The following is a 13,238-nucleotide window of genomic DNA, read 5'->3' on the forward strand; positions in this document are numbered from 1 at the left end:
TTCATATATCCATAAATCATATTTATTCATTTGGTTATTCAATATGGAAATATGCAGACATCTATTTTTCAAAGCATAAAAAAAGGCCGTCGAAACGGCCAAAACCCTTGGTGCATGGAGAACCTGTGGGAGCGAGCCTGCTCGCGATAGCGGCGTGTCAGTCAGCATGAATATGGCTGATCTATGGCTATCGCGAGCAGGCTCGCTCCCACAAAGGTTTTGCGTCAGCGATTGGGCTGCGGAGTAAGGCGCAAATACGGCTTCACGGCGCGATAACCTTTGGGGAAGCGCTGCTTGAGTTCTTCCTCATCCTTGAGCGACGGCACGATCACCACCTCATCACCGTCCTGCCAGTTGGCCGGCGTGGCAACCTTGTAGTTGTCGGTCAGTTGCAAGGAATCGATCACCCGCAGGATTTCATTGAAGTTGCGCCCGGTGCTGGCCGGATAGGTGATAGTCAGGCGAATCTTTTTGTTCGGGTCGATCACGAACAGTGAACGCACGGTCAAGGTATCGCTGGCATTGGGGTGGATCAGGTCGTACAGGTCGGACACCTTGCGATCGGCGTCAGCCAGGATCGGGAAGTTGACGACGGTATTCTGGGTTTCGTTGATGTCGTCGATCCATTTGTGATGCGAATCCACCGGGTCGACCGAGAGGGCAATAGCCTTGACGCCGCGCTTGGCGAATTCATCCTTGAGCTTGGCGGTGAGGCCCAGCTCAGTGGTGCAGACCGGCGTAAAGTCCGCCGGGTGAGAAAACAGCACGCCCCAGCTGTTGCCAAGCCATTCGTGGAAGCGGATTTTGCCGGCGCTGGATTCCTGTTCGAAGTCGGGGGCGATGTCGCCCAGTCTGAGGCTCATGGTGTGGCTCCTGGATGAGATCTTGTGGAGCCTGACTGTGCCTCGGTTCTGGCGGTTTTAAAAAGAATGAATATTGATCTGTCTAGACTTTTTGTGAATATAAAAAACTGTTCACTGGCCCTGATGTACCTATGGGCTCAACATCCTCGATGAGGTTCGAGAAGGCCTCGAGTTGCTGTAAAGAGGAGAAGCTTCGAGGAGGGCTACAGGGGTGGGCCTGACTCGAAACGTAAAGCCCCGCCCGGCGTGTTGTCGGGCGGGGCTTTTTTGTTTCGTATCCACATTATGGAAATTATTGCCGCGATTTCAGGACGAACAGCTAGGATAGGCTGCATGAACATTCAAGCCTTGCTGACGTATCTGCAAAACCATCTGCCTGATTTATTGGCAGTGTACCTGTTCGGCAGCCATGCACAGGGAACCTCCGGGCCTGATAGCGATGTCGATATCGCCGTGCTGGTACCTGGTCATGTCGACCCGGTGTTTTTATGGCAGCTTTCGGGAGACCTGGCGGATATCGCCGGGAGCCCGGTCGACCTGATCGATCTGCGCGCGGCAACCACCGTGATGCAATACCAGATCGTGACTCGTGGTCAGCGCTTATGGGCCAAAGACGTACAGGCGGGGTTGTTCGAGAGTTTCATTCTCAGCGAGAAAACCGCTTTCGACACAGCCCGGGCGGCCCTACTCAAGGATATTCACGAAGAAGGCACCGTGTATGGTCGATGATGTATTGATCAACAAAGCGGCAAGCATAGAGCGTTGCGTCGCCAGGGTACGCGAGGAGTACGAGAAAGATCCCTCCACCTTCGCCACTGATTTCACCCGTCAGGATTCGGCCGTCCTGAATATTCAGCGTGCATGTGAAGCGGCGCTGGATATGGGGCAGCATTTGATTCGCCGCGAACGCCTAGGAGTCCCGCAAAGCGCTCGGGACGTGTTCGAGTTGCTTTTTCAAGGCGGCTGGGTGGCGGAAGGCCTGGTGAAGCATCTGAAAAACATGGTGGGTTTCAGAAATATCGCCGTGCACGACTATCAAGCCCTGCAGCTGCCGATCATGGTCGCAATCATTACCCAGCACCTGGATGATTTTCTGGCGTTCAGCGCATTCATCCTGCGTAAGGACTCTACAGACGCCTGACCCGAAAACGCAAAAGCCCCGCCCGGCGCGTGCCGGACGGGGCTTTTTTACGGCTCTACGTCTTACATGAAGTTGTAAGTGTAGTTGAAGATCAGACGGGTCTGATCCTGGCTGTCGCCCACGCCGCTGCTGCGGTAGGTACCCTGACGCAGGGTAGTGCCGAAGCCTTTCAAAGCGCCTTGCTGGATGACGTAATCCACACGCACGTCGCGTTCCCACTCGGAGTAATCGCTTCCGCCAGCAGTGGCGGATTTGACATCGTCACCACGCAGGTAGGCAATCGACGCTTTCAGACCCGGAACGCCAGCCGAGGCGAAGTCATACGAGTACTGACCGAACGTGGTGTTTTCACCGGCGCGGACAAAACCGTTGATCATGCTGTCGGTGAACAGGTAGAAGCTCGAGCCGCCGGCGCCTTCAGGACGACCGTTGCTGTTTACCACGTTGCCCTGGTTCAGGTAGACGAAGCCACCGTCATCACCGACTTGCTGGTGACCCAACAGGAAGGCACTGCCACCCAGGGTGTAGGTGAACATGGCGCTCCAGGTCTTGTTATCGACCTCGCCAGGGTTTTTGGCATAGCCACCGTTGTTGTTGAAGCGATAGCCGGCGTCGCCATTACGGCCATCCGAACTGCTGTCGAAGTAACGCAGGTCAGTCTTGAACGATTGGCCTTCGCTGATCGGGAAAACGTGTACCGCACCCAGGAAGTGCTGCTTGTAGTAATCCTGCAGGTTGGCGTAGTAGTACTGCAGGGTCAGGTCTTTGGTGACCTTCCAGTCGGCACCGCCAAAGCGGAACTGGTTGCTGTCTTCGGTACCACCTGCGATCGCCAGACCGGTGCTGTTGCTCGATGCACGACCGGTAGCGTGTTCCAGCTGACCGGCGTTGAAGGTCACATTGTCGATTTCCTTGGAGGTGATGGTGCCACCTTCAAAGGTCTGCGGCAGCAGACGGCTGTCGTTGGCGACCAGGATCGGCAGGTTTGGTGCCAGTGCGCCACCTACATGAGCCTCGGTCTTGGAGAACAGCGCCTTGACGTTGCCCGACAAACGGCTCCAATCGTGTACTGCCGAACCATCAGTATCGCTTGGCATATAGGAACCAGCGTTACGGCCCCGGCCCCCATCGAGACGAATACCCACCAGCGCCTGAGCATCGATACCGAAACCAACAACGCCTTGCGTGAAGCCAGACTTATAGTCGAACTTGAGGCCGGTGCCCGTTTCGCGCAGATCCTCATTACCATCATGGTTATCGTTATTGAAGTACAGCGTACGAGAACTGACAGACGCCTTGCTGTCTTCGATAAAACCGGCGGCGCCTGCCTGCTGCGCCAAAACCCCAACGGCCACAGCCAGGGCCAAGGTGGACTTGTTCATGCTTCGCTCCTCTCGTTTTCTAATTCTTGTGTTTCTTTGGTTCTGGATCGAACGTCCGGAATCCGCGGATGCGCGATTAGCGCCAGACCGTGACCGACAAGTCAATCGTAACCATTTATGACTACGACCAAGGTCTAACCCCACGACACCGGGCGGAAGAATAATGGATTATTTATAATTCCAAAAAGAATTGTTTCATAAGTTTTCAGTCAATTTGGACATATAGATGTCATCAGCGCATCTTCACTCCAGACCTGGCATATCGGCCAGCCTGCGAATTACTGAACGGCTAATTTTTGTGCACTTTTTCAGGGCAAAAGACTTGGATATCGAGGCTCGGAGTGCGAGCCTCGCTGTCTGTCTCAATGCGTCCGAAGCAGCATAGACCAGGATTGTGAAGTTTTTGAGACAAAAATCTTATTGTTTGAAATCAAGAAAAGTGCAATCCATCACCCCAAATGGGGCGCATGGTTGACTGGACCTATAGGGCCTTCTCGAAGATCTTCGAGTTGCGTTGATAGTTGTACAGTGATGCCCGGGCCGCCGGCAGACGCTCAACGCTGCTGGGTTCGAAGCCCCTTTCACGGAACCAGTGGGCGGTACGGGTGGTGAGCACGAACAGGGTCTTGAGCCCTTTGGCACGAGCACGGGTCTCGATCCGCTCCAGCAGTTCATCACCCCGGCCACCGTGGCGGTACTCAGGATTTACCGCCAGGCAGGCCAGCTCCCCAGCGTCCGAATCGGCGATCTGGTAGAGCGCCGCGCAAGCGATGATCATGCCTTCGCGCTCGACCACGCTGAACTGCTCGATTTCCCGCTCCAGCACTTCGCGGGAGCGACGCACCAGGATGCCCTGCTCCTCCAGCGGACTGATCAGGTCCAGCAAGCCACCGACGTCTTCGATGGCCGCTTCGCGCACCACTTCGAATTGCTCCTGGGCGACCAACGTACCGCTGCCATCGCGGGTGAACAGCTCGGCCAGCAGCGCACCGTCTTCGGCGTAGCTGACAATGTGACTGCGAGCCACGCCGCCACGGCAGGCCTGGGCTGCAGCATCCAACAATTCGGCCTGATAGTCGCTGCCCAGGCGCTGCATATGGGACGGGACCTGTTGTGGGCGCAACTCACGCACCAGACGCCCGTCTTCGCCGATCAAGCCCTGCTCGGCACCGAACAGCAACAGCTTGTCGGCCGCCAGGTCAATGGCAGCCCTGGTGGCGACATCTTCACAGGCGAGGTTGAAGATTTCTCCGGTAGGCGAATAGCCCAATGGTGACAGAAGAACTATGGAGCGCTCGTCCAGCAGACGGTTGATACCCTTGCGGTCGACCCGGCGCACTTCGCCGGTGTGGTGATAGTCCACGCCTTCCAGTACGCCGATGGGCCTTGCGGTGACCAGATTGCCGCTGGCGACCCGCAACCGCGAACCCTGCATCGGCGAAGAAGCCATGTCCATCGACAGGCGAGCCTCGATGGCAATGCGCAACTGGCCAACCGCATCGATCACGCACTCCAGGGTCGCGGCATCGGTGATGCGCATGCCGTGGTGATAATGCGGGGTCAACCCTCGCGCGGCGAGACGGGTTTCGATCTGCGGGCGCGAACCATGGACCAGCACCAGCCGCACACCGAGACTGTGCAACAGCACCAGGTCATGGACGATGTTGCCGAAATTGGGGTGCTCCACACCGTCGCCGGGCAGCATGACGATGAAGGTGCAGTCGCGGTGGGCATTGATATAGGGCGAAGCGTGACGAAGCCAATTGACGTATTCGGGCATGAACCTGGACCTGTAATAAATAACAGCCGAAAAAAGACGAAACGGAACGCACAGCAGGCTGCTGGTTATCGTCGGAACAGGCTTGGCGACACGCGCGCTCTCCTTATGAATACGGGCCCGGATAAAGGCAAACTAGTAGCCGGTGGTGGCCGGTGTCAGGCAATAGTGCTCGATCAGCTGCCGCAACAATTGCACGGTAGGTTGCAGACGTGACATTTCAAGGTGCTCGCCCGGCTGGTGGGCACAGGCGATATCGCCAGGGCCCAACACCAGGGTTTCGCAACCGAGGCGCTGAAGATAAGGCGCTTCGGTGCCGAACGCCACTGCTTCGGCACGATGGCCGGTGAGCCGCTCGGCCACGCGCACCAGTTCGGCGTCCTCGGGCTGTTCGAACGGCGGCACTTCAGGGAACAGCGGCGCATAGTCGATCTTGACCTTGTGCCGCTCGGCGATAGGGTTGAGCTTTTGCAGGATGGCCGCCCGCAACACCTGCGGATCCATGCCCGGCAAGGGACGCAAGTCGAACTCCATGGAGCATTGGCCGCAGATCCGGTTGGGGTTGTCTCCGCCGTGGATACACCCGAAGTTCAGGGTCGGTTGCGGCACCGTGAACTGCGGGTTACGGAATTCACGCTGCCATTGCAGGCGCAGGCCGCGCAGCTCGCCCATGGCGTCGTGCATGGCTTCAAGCGCGCTATGCCCCAGGCTCGGATCGGAGGAATGACCGCTGCGCCCGAGAATGTCGATGCGCTCCATCATCACGCCTTTGTGCAGGCGAATCGGTCGCAGGCCGGTCGGCTCGCCGATGACGGCGGCGCGCCCCAAGGGACGTCCGGCCTCGGCCAGCGCACGGGCGCCAGCCATGGAGCTTTCCTCGTCGCAGGTGGCGAGAATCAGCAACGGTTGCTTGAACGGCTGGTCCAGCAATGGCTTGAGCGCTTCGATGGCCAGGGCGAAAAAGCCTTTCATGTCGCAACTGCCCAGTCCGACCCAGCGCCCATCGACTTCGGTGAGCTTCAAGGGATCGGTCTTCCACAATGCGCCGTCAAACGGCACCGTATCGCTGTGCCCGGCCAGCACCAGGCCGCCGGGGCCACTGCCAAAACTCGCCAGGAGGTTGAACTTGCCGGGGCTGACCTGTTGGATATCACAGGAGAACCCGAGGTCACCGAGCCAGCCCGCCAGCAGCTCGATCACCGCGCTGTTGGACTGGTCCAGCCCAGGCTGCGTGCAACTGACCGAAGGCGCGGCGATCAGGGCAGCGAACTGATCTTTCATGGACGGCAAAGGCATCGCTGGCTCCGGACTCACAAATTGACACCCATCATAGAACCATCCGGTGCCAGGAATAAACCGTCGCGGCGCGTAGGACGGAGGACTCCTGTACACTGCACGGCCTTGGCAGCCACACCTTCCCCCGGCTGCGCACCCGATCCCTGGATTTTCCGGCCATGCAGAAAGAAACCGAAATCAAACTCCGCGTCAGCCGCGAGACCCTGACAGCCTTGCGCGAGCATCCGCTGCTGAAAAAACGCAACAAAGGCGGCTGGGAACGCCGTGAGCTGATGAACCAGTATTTCGACACCCCCGAGCGAGACCTGGCCCGGGCCAAGGTCGCCCTGCGCCTGCGCCGCGACGGTGAAGAGGTGATCCAGACCCTCAAGACCCGTGGCCAGAGCATCGCCGGCCTGTCCGAGCGCAATGAATACGACTGGCACCTGCCCAAAGCCAAGTTGGACCTGAAGAAGCTCGACGGCGAATGCTGGCCCGAGGCCTTGGCCGAACTGGACAAGAAAACCCTCAAGGCCATCTTCACCACCGATTTCGTCCGCGAGCGCGCCGAAATCGCCTGGGGTCGCGGCAAAAGCAAAGTGGTCATCGAAGCGGCACTGGACCTGGGTCATGTCGTGGTCGGCAAGCAGAAGGAAGAAATCTGCGAGCTGGAGTTGGAACTGCGCGAAGGCGAGCCCGCCGCGCTGCTGGAGCTGGCCGCCGAACTGGCCGCGACCCTGCCCTTGATGCCCTGCGACATCAGCAAGGCCGAACGTGGCTACCGCCTGTACGATGCAAACAGCTACGCCCTGAGCCTGCCCGCCCCGCAATTGACCGCCGAGATGCCGCTGGACGACGCCTTCGCCGCGCTGAGCTGGCATTTGCTGGGCAGCAGCCAGCGCCTGGCCGAGCAGTACCGCTTCAATGGCCACTGGCGCCTGCTGTTGGACTGGGTAGAGAACCTCGCCGAACTGCGAGCCTTGCTCAGCAGCCTTGGCCAGGCCGCACCGCGTCAATCGACCCACGACTTGCGCATCGCCCTGGACGCCCTGCTGGAAGACTGGCGTCCACTGGTCCAGGCCGGCCTGGACGACGAAGACGTGCGCAAGGCGGCACCGGAGCAGTTCCTTGAGGAGTTGCAGGACCCGCGTTGGGGTCTGTTCTCCCTGAACGCTTCGCGCTGGCTGCTGGCCCGCGGCTGGACGACCGAGCGCAATACCCGTGGCAATCGCCAGGGCGCGGCGCAACTCAATAGCTGGCTGCCTCGACTGCTGGGCGAGGAAGCCTCGTCCCTGCAACTGCAACGCTACCAGCAGCAACCGGAAGACCTGGCTGAACAACTGCCTCGCATCGAGCGAATCCAGGTCTGGCTGCACCATGCCCGTGCGGTGCTGGAGATACCGGAGATGGACCGCCTCTACGGCGAGCTGAACAAACTGGCGCAACTGGCGAACGAGCCCATTACCGACGAAGCCCTGGATGCACGCAAGCATCAGGCGATTGCGGTGTACCAGAATCGGGCCTGGAAGATGTTGTTGCGCCTGTAATACCGCCATCGCGAGCAGGCTCGCTCCCACACTGGATCTTCAGCGGACACAATTGATGTGTACGAACATGGCATCAATGTGGGAGCGAGCCTGCTCGCGATGGGGCCGGAGCAGACACAGCAGAAGTCAGCGCATCACCGGTAAACTCGTCGTGGACTTGATCTCCGAAAGCGCCACGATCGAGTTCACTTCCTGTATCCCCGGCACCAGCGACAGCTTCTCGAAAAAGAATCGCTCATACGCCTCGATGTCCGCCGTGACGATGCGCAGCAGGAAATCCACCGACCCCATCAGCACATAACACTCCAGGACTTCGGGAAAGCCGCGAATCGCCTCGGTGAATTCGGTGAAGTTCGAACGCCCGTGGGCGTTGAGTTTGATTTCGGCGAAGATCTGCGTGTTGAGTCCGATTTTCTTGCGGTCGAGCAGCGTCACCTGACCGCGAATGATCCCCTCCTCCTTCATCCGCTGGATCCGTCGCCAGCACGGCGACTGCGACAGGCCCACCTGTTCGGCGATCTGCGCGCTGGACAGCGAGGCATCCTCTTGCAGAAGCGCCAGTATCCTGCGGTCGTAGCCATCCAGCTCACTGTGCATAAATAAACCCATAAAAAATCAAATATAGAATTGGATAATTCATTGAACCGCCATTTCCATTCATCTTAGATAAGAAATACCCCTTCGCGCATGTAAACATTTCTCTCCAGCCCAGGAGACCCTCCATGCCCGTATTCGAAGCCCTCGCCCCCCGTGCCGATGTCTGGCATACCGCCAACGCCCATTGCCGTGTGCAATACCGGTTGCTGGCCGAAGCCGAAGCCGATTTGCTCTGCCGGGCCCTGAATCTGTTCGCCTTGCAGGGCTTGATGCCAGAGCAGGTCCACGTCGAGCGCCAGGACGAGCTGCTGACAATGGAAATCCTCATCGAAGGGCTGAGCTGGCACCGTGCCCAGGTGCTTGCGGAAAAATTACGCAACCTGATCAGCGTTTGCTCGGTGGACCTGCGCAACACTCACGATGAGTGGTTCGAGCCAGTCCAGGCGACCGCTTGAAAGGCGAAATGCAAGAATTCGAAACGCATTGGTCGGGTAGTGGCCCAACGGTTCATAGGGTCGGGACTATTCTTTTGCAGACCGACTCAGGACGCGCAAGCGTCTGTATCGCGGCTTTGCTGCAATTGTCCAATAGGAACCCGCATGTCCACCAAACACGCCACTCAGGACCGCTGGCTGGACCTCAATGAGCTGCTGCGCCAACTGGTCGCCCAAGGCTTCATCAGCCAGGATTCGGCCGAAACCGCGCTCAATGCCCGGCGACGCCACAACACCAATAGCCAGTTGCACCCGTTGGAGTTCATCGCCAACCAGCACCTTGACGACCTCAGCCGCCCCGGCAAGCGCCTGGACCTGGAGAGCCTGACCCTGTGGCTGTCACAGCAGGCCGGCCAGCCGTACATGCGCATTGACCCGCTGAAGATCAATGTCGCGGCCGTCACGCCATTGATGTCCTATGCCTTTGCCCAGCGCCACAAGATCCTCGCGGTGGCCGTCGATCGCGACGCCGTTACCGTCGCCAGCGCCCAACCGTACGTCAGCAGTTGGGAATCGGACCTGACCCATGTACTCAAGCTGCCGATCAAGCGGGTAGTCGCCAACCCCGTGGATATCCAGCGCCTGAGCGTGGAGTTCTATCGACTCGCCAAATCGGTCAGTGGAGCCACCACCACCGACCAGCAACCGAGCAACCTCAGCAACTTCGAACAACTGCTCAACCTGGGCGCCAGCGACCAGGAGCCGGACGCCAACGACGCGCATATCGTCAATATCGTCGATTGGCTGTTCCAGTACGCCTTCCAGCAGCGCGCCAGCGATATCCACATCGAGCCGCGTCGCGAACAGGGCACGGTGCGGTTTCGCATCGACGGGGTGCTGCATACCGTCTATCAGTTTCCGCCCCAGGTGACGATGGCGATCATCAGTCGCCTGAAGAACCTGGGACGGATGAACGTCGCGGAAAAACGCAAACCCCAGGACGGCCGGGTCAAGACCAAGACCCCGGACGGTAACGAAGTGGAGTTGCGCCTGTCGACATTGCCCACGGCGTTCGGCGAAAAAATGGTCATGCGGATCTTCGACCCCGAAGTCCTGCTCAAGGACTTCGACCAACTCGGCTTCTCCGCCGACGACCTGCGCCGCTGGCAGGACATGACGCGTCAGCCCAACGGCATCATCCTGGTGACCGGTCCTACCGGCTCCGGCAAGACCACCACCCTCTACACCACCCTGAAGAAACTGGCGACGCCGGAGGTGAACCTCTGCACCATCGAGGACCCGATCGAGATGGTCGAGTCGTCCTTCAACCAGATGCAGGTGCAACACAACATCGACCTGAGTTTCGCCGCCGGCGTACGCGCACTCATGCGGCAAGACCCGGACATCATCATGATCGGCGAAATCCGTGACCTGGAAACCGCCGAGATGGCGATCCAGGCGGCACTCACCGGACACCTTGTGCTCTCGACGTTGCATACCAACGATGCACCGAGCGCCATCAGTCGCCTGCTTGAACTCGGTGTGCCCCACTATCTGATCAAGGCCACGGTCCTCGGGATCATGGCCCAGCGCCTGGTGCGCACGCTGTGCCCTCATTGCAAGGCGCCCCTGACCCTGGACGAGGACGATTGGCAAACCCTGACCCGGCCCTGGCAGGCCCCGTTGCCGAGCAATGCCCAACAAGCCGTCGGTTGTCTGGAGTGCCGTGATACCGGTTATCGCGGACGCGCCGGGGTGTACGAAATACTTCAACTGAGTGACAGCATCAAAGGACTGATCCATGCCGATACCGACCTGCTGGCAGTACGCCGCCAGGCCTTCAAGGAAGGCATGCGCAGCTTGCGGCTGTCCGGTGCGCAGAAAATCGCCGCAGGGCTGACGACCGTAGAGGAGGTGCTGCGGGTGACACCGCAAAGCGAGCACAAGTAGGTCCGATGACGCTTGGGCGGCAGGTCACGGAACTGAATACAGGCGCAGGTAATCCAAATTCATAGTTAACCCAGTGGAGTCACCATCATGCGTCTCAAACTTGCTGTCGCTACCCTAGCCTTGCTGTCTCTTCCTGTTGGCTCGGCAATGGCCGACACGTTTTGGCGTAACGTCATCTCTTCCGGTGCAACCACCGGTTCCACCTATCTGACTTTCAAGGACCACAAACTGATCGTCGCCGCTCAGGACGATGCCGGTAGCTTTGTCGCCAGTGACGGCAACATCCGCGGTCCATACCTGGAAGCCGCGATGCAGAAGGTCCGTGCCGATAACCCAGGCCTGCAGGCTACCGACATGGAACTGGCCAATGCGATCCTGGCGAAAAACGCCGTCGCCCAGGACTGATACAGCCCCATGAAAAATGCCGCTCGATCGAGCGGCATTTTTTTGCCTTGCAAGTCATCTCTTGTGGGAGCGAGCCTGCTCGCGATAGCGGTAGGTCAGCAATATTCATGCTGACTGACACACCGCCATCGCGAGCAGGCTCGCTCCCACATTAGCGGTTCATCATTCGCCGATGGCAGCCTTGTAGCCAGCCGCATCAAGCAGCTTGCCGAGATCAACAGCCGCATTGGAAGGCTTGAGCTTGAAGATCCAGGCGTCGTACGGCTCGGAGTTCAACAGCTCCGGCGAACCGGCCAGCTCTTCGTTGACAGCGATCACTTCGCCGCCGACCGGGGCATAGATGTCCGAAGCAGCCTTGACCGACTCCACCACGCCCGCCGCTTCAGAGGCCTCAAAAACCTTACCGATTTCCGGCAGTTCGACGAACACCACGTCACCCAGCGCTTCCTGTGCATGGTCGGAAATGCCCACGATGACGTTACCGTCAGTGTCCAGACGCGCCCACTCATGACTTTCGGCAAAACGCAGTTCGGCAGGGATATCACTCATATTCTGTGTCCTCAAGAGAAAGTGTCAGCGGCCAGCGGCCCGCCGTGAAAGGTTAAATCAGGGTCTTGCCATGGCGGACGAAGGTCGGCTTGACCACCCGTACCGGGTACCACTTACCACGAATTTCCACCTCGGCACGGTCGGCGGTAGCCATCGGAACGCGTGCCAGGGCGATTGACTTGCTAAGCGTAGGAGAAAAACTGCCACTGGTGATCTCACCTTCGCCCACATCGGCAATGCGAACCACCTGATGGGCGCGCAAGACGCCGCGCTCTTCCAGCACCAGGCCAACCAGTTTGTGCTGCACGCCCCCCGCCAATTCGGCTTCCAGCGCACGGCGCCCGATGAACTGGCGGCTCGCCGGCTCCCAGGCAATGGTCCAGGCCATGTTCGAGGCCAATGGGGAAATGTCCTGGTGGATGTCCTGGCCGTAGAGGTTCATGCCAGCCTCCAGACGCAAGGTATCGCGAGCACCGAGACCAATGGGCGAAATGCCCGCCCCCACCAGATCATTGAAAAAGCTTGGTGCTTCGTGGGCAGGCAGGACAATCTCCAGGCCGTCTTCACCGGTGTAGCCCGTGCGCGCGATGAACCAGTCACCGTCGGCGCGGCCTTCGAAGGGCTTGAGTTGCTGGATCAATTGACCGCGCGATTGGGAGACCAGTTCGGCAATCTTGTGCCGGGCCTGGGGCCCCTGGATGGCCAGCATCGCCAGTTCGGGACGTTCGCGCAGTTGCACGGCGTATTCCCCGAGCTGCGCCTGCATCCAGGCCAGATCCTGGTCACGGGTCGAGGCGTTGAAAACCAGCCGGTAGCCCTCGTCGACACGGTAGACAATCATGTCGTCGACGATGCCGCCCCGCTCGTTGAGCATGGCGCTGTAGAGAGCACTACCCGTGTCCTGCAAGCGATCGACGTCGTTGGCGAGCAAGCGCTGCAGCCAGGCCTTGGCCTGGGTACCGGCAACATCGATCACCGTCATGTGGGATACATCGAACACACCGCAGTCGCGACGCACCTGGTGGTGCTCCTCGACTTGCGAGCCGTAATGCAGAGGCATATCCCAACCGCCAAAATCGACCATCTTCGCGCCAAGGGCGAGATGAAGGTCATACAGAGGCGTACGCTGTCCCATGGGTTTCTCCTTCCGGGCTTGGCGAAGGTGCGGACTGTCCGACAGACGGAGCACACCGAATGCCGCGCATTGTAGCCGCATGATCCGGTGTCCTGTATCACCAATCCTGTTCTTTTTTGATGGTGGCCGTTGCCGTCAGAAAAGGAACGTATTGGCGAAACAGGACACTCGTACTGACACCTG

The 13,238-nt window shown here is 59.2% G+C and carries 13 protein-coding genes; 6 read left to right on the plus strand and 7 right to left on the minus strand.

Translation table 11 applies throughout. The features are described from left to right. Window positions 1-224: 224 nt before the first annotated feature. On the minus strand, window positions 225-863 hold the full coding sequence (locus PCOSP_RS27740; RefSeq protein WP_024780487.1) for a peroxiredoxin: 639 nt from the start codon (window positions 861-863) through the stop codon (window positions 225-227). A 333-nt stretch (window positions 864-1,196) separates the two neighbouring features. On the opposite strand from PCOSP_RS27740, the gene mntA reads away from it, so the two are divergent. Next, the gene (gene mntA, locus PCOSP_RS27745; protein ID WP_139640981.1) at window positions 1,197-1,592 is read left to right on the plus strand and encodes a type VII toxin-antitoxin system MntA family adenylyltransferase antitoxin; all 396 of its coding nucleotides are present in this window, start codon (window positions 1,197-1,199) and stop codon (window positions 1,590-1,592) included. Next, entirely contained in the window at window positions 1,582-2,004 is a 423-nt protein-coding gene (hepT, locus tag PCOSP_RS27750) for a type VII toxin-antitoxin system HepT family RNase toxin (RefSeq protein WP_139640983.1), read from the plus strand. Before mntA ends, hepT begins: the two co-directional genes overlap by 11 nt. A gap of 62 nt (window positions 2,005-2,066) precedes the next feature. Here hepT and PCOSP_RS27755 read toward each other — a convergent pair whose 3' ends face one another. The 3 genes from PCOSP_RS27755 to argE all read right to left on the minus strand — a co-directional run bounded on the left by PCOSP_RS27755 (window position 2,067) and on the right by argE (window position 6,459). Beyond that, on the minus strand, window positions 2,067-3,386 hold the full coding sequence (locus PCOSP_RS27755; protein WP_464709919.1) for an OprD family porin: 1,320 nt from the start codon (window positions 3,384-3,386) through the stop codon (window positions 2,067-2,069). A 481-nt stretch (window positions 3,387-3,867) separates the two neighbouring features. Further along, complete coding sequence (gene argA, locus PCOSP_RS27760; RefSeq protein WP_139640988.1) at window positions 3,868-5,166, minus strand: amino-acid N-acetyltransferase; 1,299 nt, start codon at window positions 5,164-5,166, stop codon at window positions 3,868-3,870. 132 nt (window positions 5,167-5,298) lie between these two features. Further along, entirely contained in the window at window positions 5,299-6,459 is a 1,161-nt protein-coding gene (argE, locus tag PCOSP_RS27765; RefSeq protein WP_464709920.1) for an acetylornithine deacetylase, read from the minus strand. A 158-nt stretch (window positions 6,460-6,617) separates the two neighbouring features. Between argE and PCOSP_RS27770 the strand changes: the two genes are divergently transcribed. After that, complete coding sequence (locus PCOSP_RS27770; RefSeq protein ID WP_139640991.1) at window positions 6,618-7,985, plus strand: CYTH domain-containing protein; 1,368 nt, start codon at window positions 6,618-6,620, stop codon at window positions 7,983-7,985. 126 nt (window positions 7,986-8,111) lie between these two features. On the opposite strand, the gene PCOSP_RS27775 is transcribed toward PCOSP_RS27770, so the two are convergent. Then, complete coding sequence (locus PCOSP_RS27775) at window positions 8,112-8,582, minus strand: Lrp/AsnC family transcriptional regulator (protein ID WP_024780492.1); 471 nt, start codon at window positions 8,580-8,582, stop codon at window positions 8,112-8,114. A gap of 125 nt (window positions 8,583-8,707) precedes the next feature. Between PCOSP_RS27775 and PCOSP_RS27780 the strand changes: the two genes are divergently transcribed. The 3 genes from PCOSP_RS27780 to PCOSP_RS27790 all read left to right on the plus strand — a co-directional run bounded on the left by PCOSP_RS27780 (window position 8,708) and on the right by PCOSP_RS27790 (window position 11,371). After that, window positions 8,708-9,037: a hypothetical protein gene (locus tag PCOSP_RS27780; RefSeq protein ID WP_464709922.1), complete on the plus strand. Its 330-nt coding sequence runs from the start codon at window positions 8,708-8,710 to the stop codon at window positions 9,035-9,037. A gap of 144 nt (window positions 9,038-9,181) precedes the next feature. Next, window positions 9,182-10,966 (plus strand): type IV pilus assembly ATPase TfpB, encoded by a 1,785-nt coding sequence (gene tfpB / locus PCOSP_RS27785; protein ID WP_139640995.1) that lies wholly within the window; start codon window positions 9,182-9,184, stop codon window positions 10,964-10,966. Window positions 10,967-11,050: 84 nt separating this feature from the next. Beyond that, on the plus strand, window positions 11,051-11,371 hold the full coding sequence (locus PCOSP_RS27790; RefSeq protein WP_173668678.1) for a DUF2388 domain-containing protein: 321 nt from the start codon (window positions 11,051-11,053) through the stop codon (window positions 11,369-11,371). A 162-nt stretch (window positions 11,372-11,533) separates the two neighbouring features. Here PCOSP_RS27790 and gcvH read toward each other — a convergent pair whose 3' ends face one another. Together gcvH and gcvT are read right to left on the minus strand one after the other, a co-directional pair. After that, window positions 11,534-11,920: a glycine cleavage system protein GcvH gene (gcvH, locus tag PCOSP_RS27795; protein WP_139640997.1), complete on the minus strand. Its 387-nt coding sequence runs from the start codon at window positions 11,918-11,920 to the stop codon at window positions 11,534-11,536. A gap of 52 nt (window positions 11,921-11,972) precedes the next feature. Next, a complete protein-coding gene (gene gcvT / locus PCOSP_RS27800; protein ID WP_175385242.1) occupies window positions 11,973-13,055 on the minus strand; it encodes a glycine cleavage system aminomethyltransferase GcvT in 1,083 nt (360 codons plus the stop codon). Window positions 13,056-13,238 lie beyond the last annotated feature (183 nt).

It is taken from the genome of Pseudomonas sp. MAFF 730105 (genome assembly GCF_055380705.1).

Bases quoted from the DNA above. Each gene is read 5' to 3' on its own strand.
- argE (WP_464709920.1), bottom strand. From the start codon at position 6,459: ATGCCTTTGCCGTCCATGAAAGATCAGTTCGCTGCCCTGATCGCCGCG.
- tfpB (WP_139640995.1), top strand. From the start codon at position 9,182: ATGTCCACCAAACACGCCACTCAGGACCGCTGGCTGGACCTCAATGAG.
- PCOSP_RS27740 (WP_024780487.1), bottom strand. From the start codon at position 863: ATGAGCCTCAGACTGGGCGACATCGCCCCCGACTTCGAACAGGAATCC.
- hepT (WP_139640983.1), top strand. From the start codon at position 1,582: ATGGTCGATGATGTATTGATCAACAAAGCGGCAAGCATAGAGCGTTGC.
- gcvT (WP_175385242.1), bottom strand. From the start codon at position 13,055: ATGGGACAGCGTACGCCTCTGTATGACCTTCATCTCGCCCTTGGCGCG.
- PCOSP_RS27770 (WP_139640991.1), top strand. From the start codon at position 6,618: ATGCAGAAAGAAACCGAAATCAAACTCCGCGTCAGCCGCGAGACCCTG.
- argA (WP_139640988.1), bottom strand. From the start codon at position 5,166: ATGCCCGAATACGTCAATTGGCTTCGTCACGCTTCGCCCTATATCAAT.
- gcvH (WP_139640997.1), bottom strand. From the start codon at position 11,920: ATGAGTGATATCCCTGCCGAACTGCGTTTTGCCGAAAGTCATGAGTGG.
- PCOSP_RS27780 (WP_464709922.1), top strand. From the start codon at position 8,708: ATGCCCGTATTCGAAGCCCTCGCCCCCCGTGCCGATGTCTGGCATACC.
- PCOSP_RS27775 (WP_024780492.1), bottom strand. From the start codon at position 8,582: ATGCACAGTGAGCTGGATGGCTACGACCGCAGGATACTGGCGCTTCTG.
- PCOSP_RS27755 (WP_464709919.1), bottom strand. From the start codon at position 3,386: ATGAACAAGTCCACCTTGGCCCTGGCTGTGGCCGTTGGGGTTTTGGCG.
- mntA (WP_139640981.1), top strand. From the start codon at position 1,197: ATGAACATTCAAGCCTTGCTGACGTATCTGCAAAACCATCTGCCTGAT.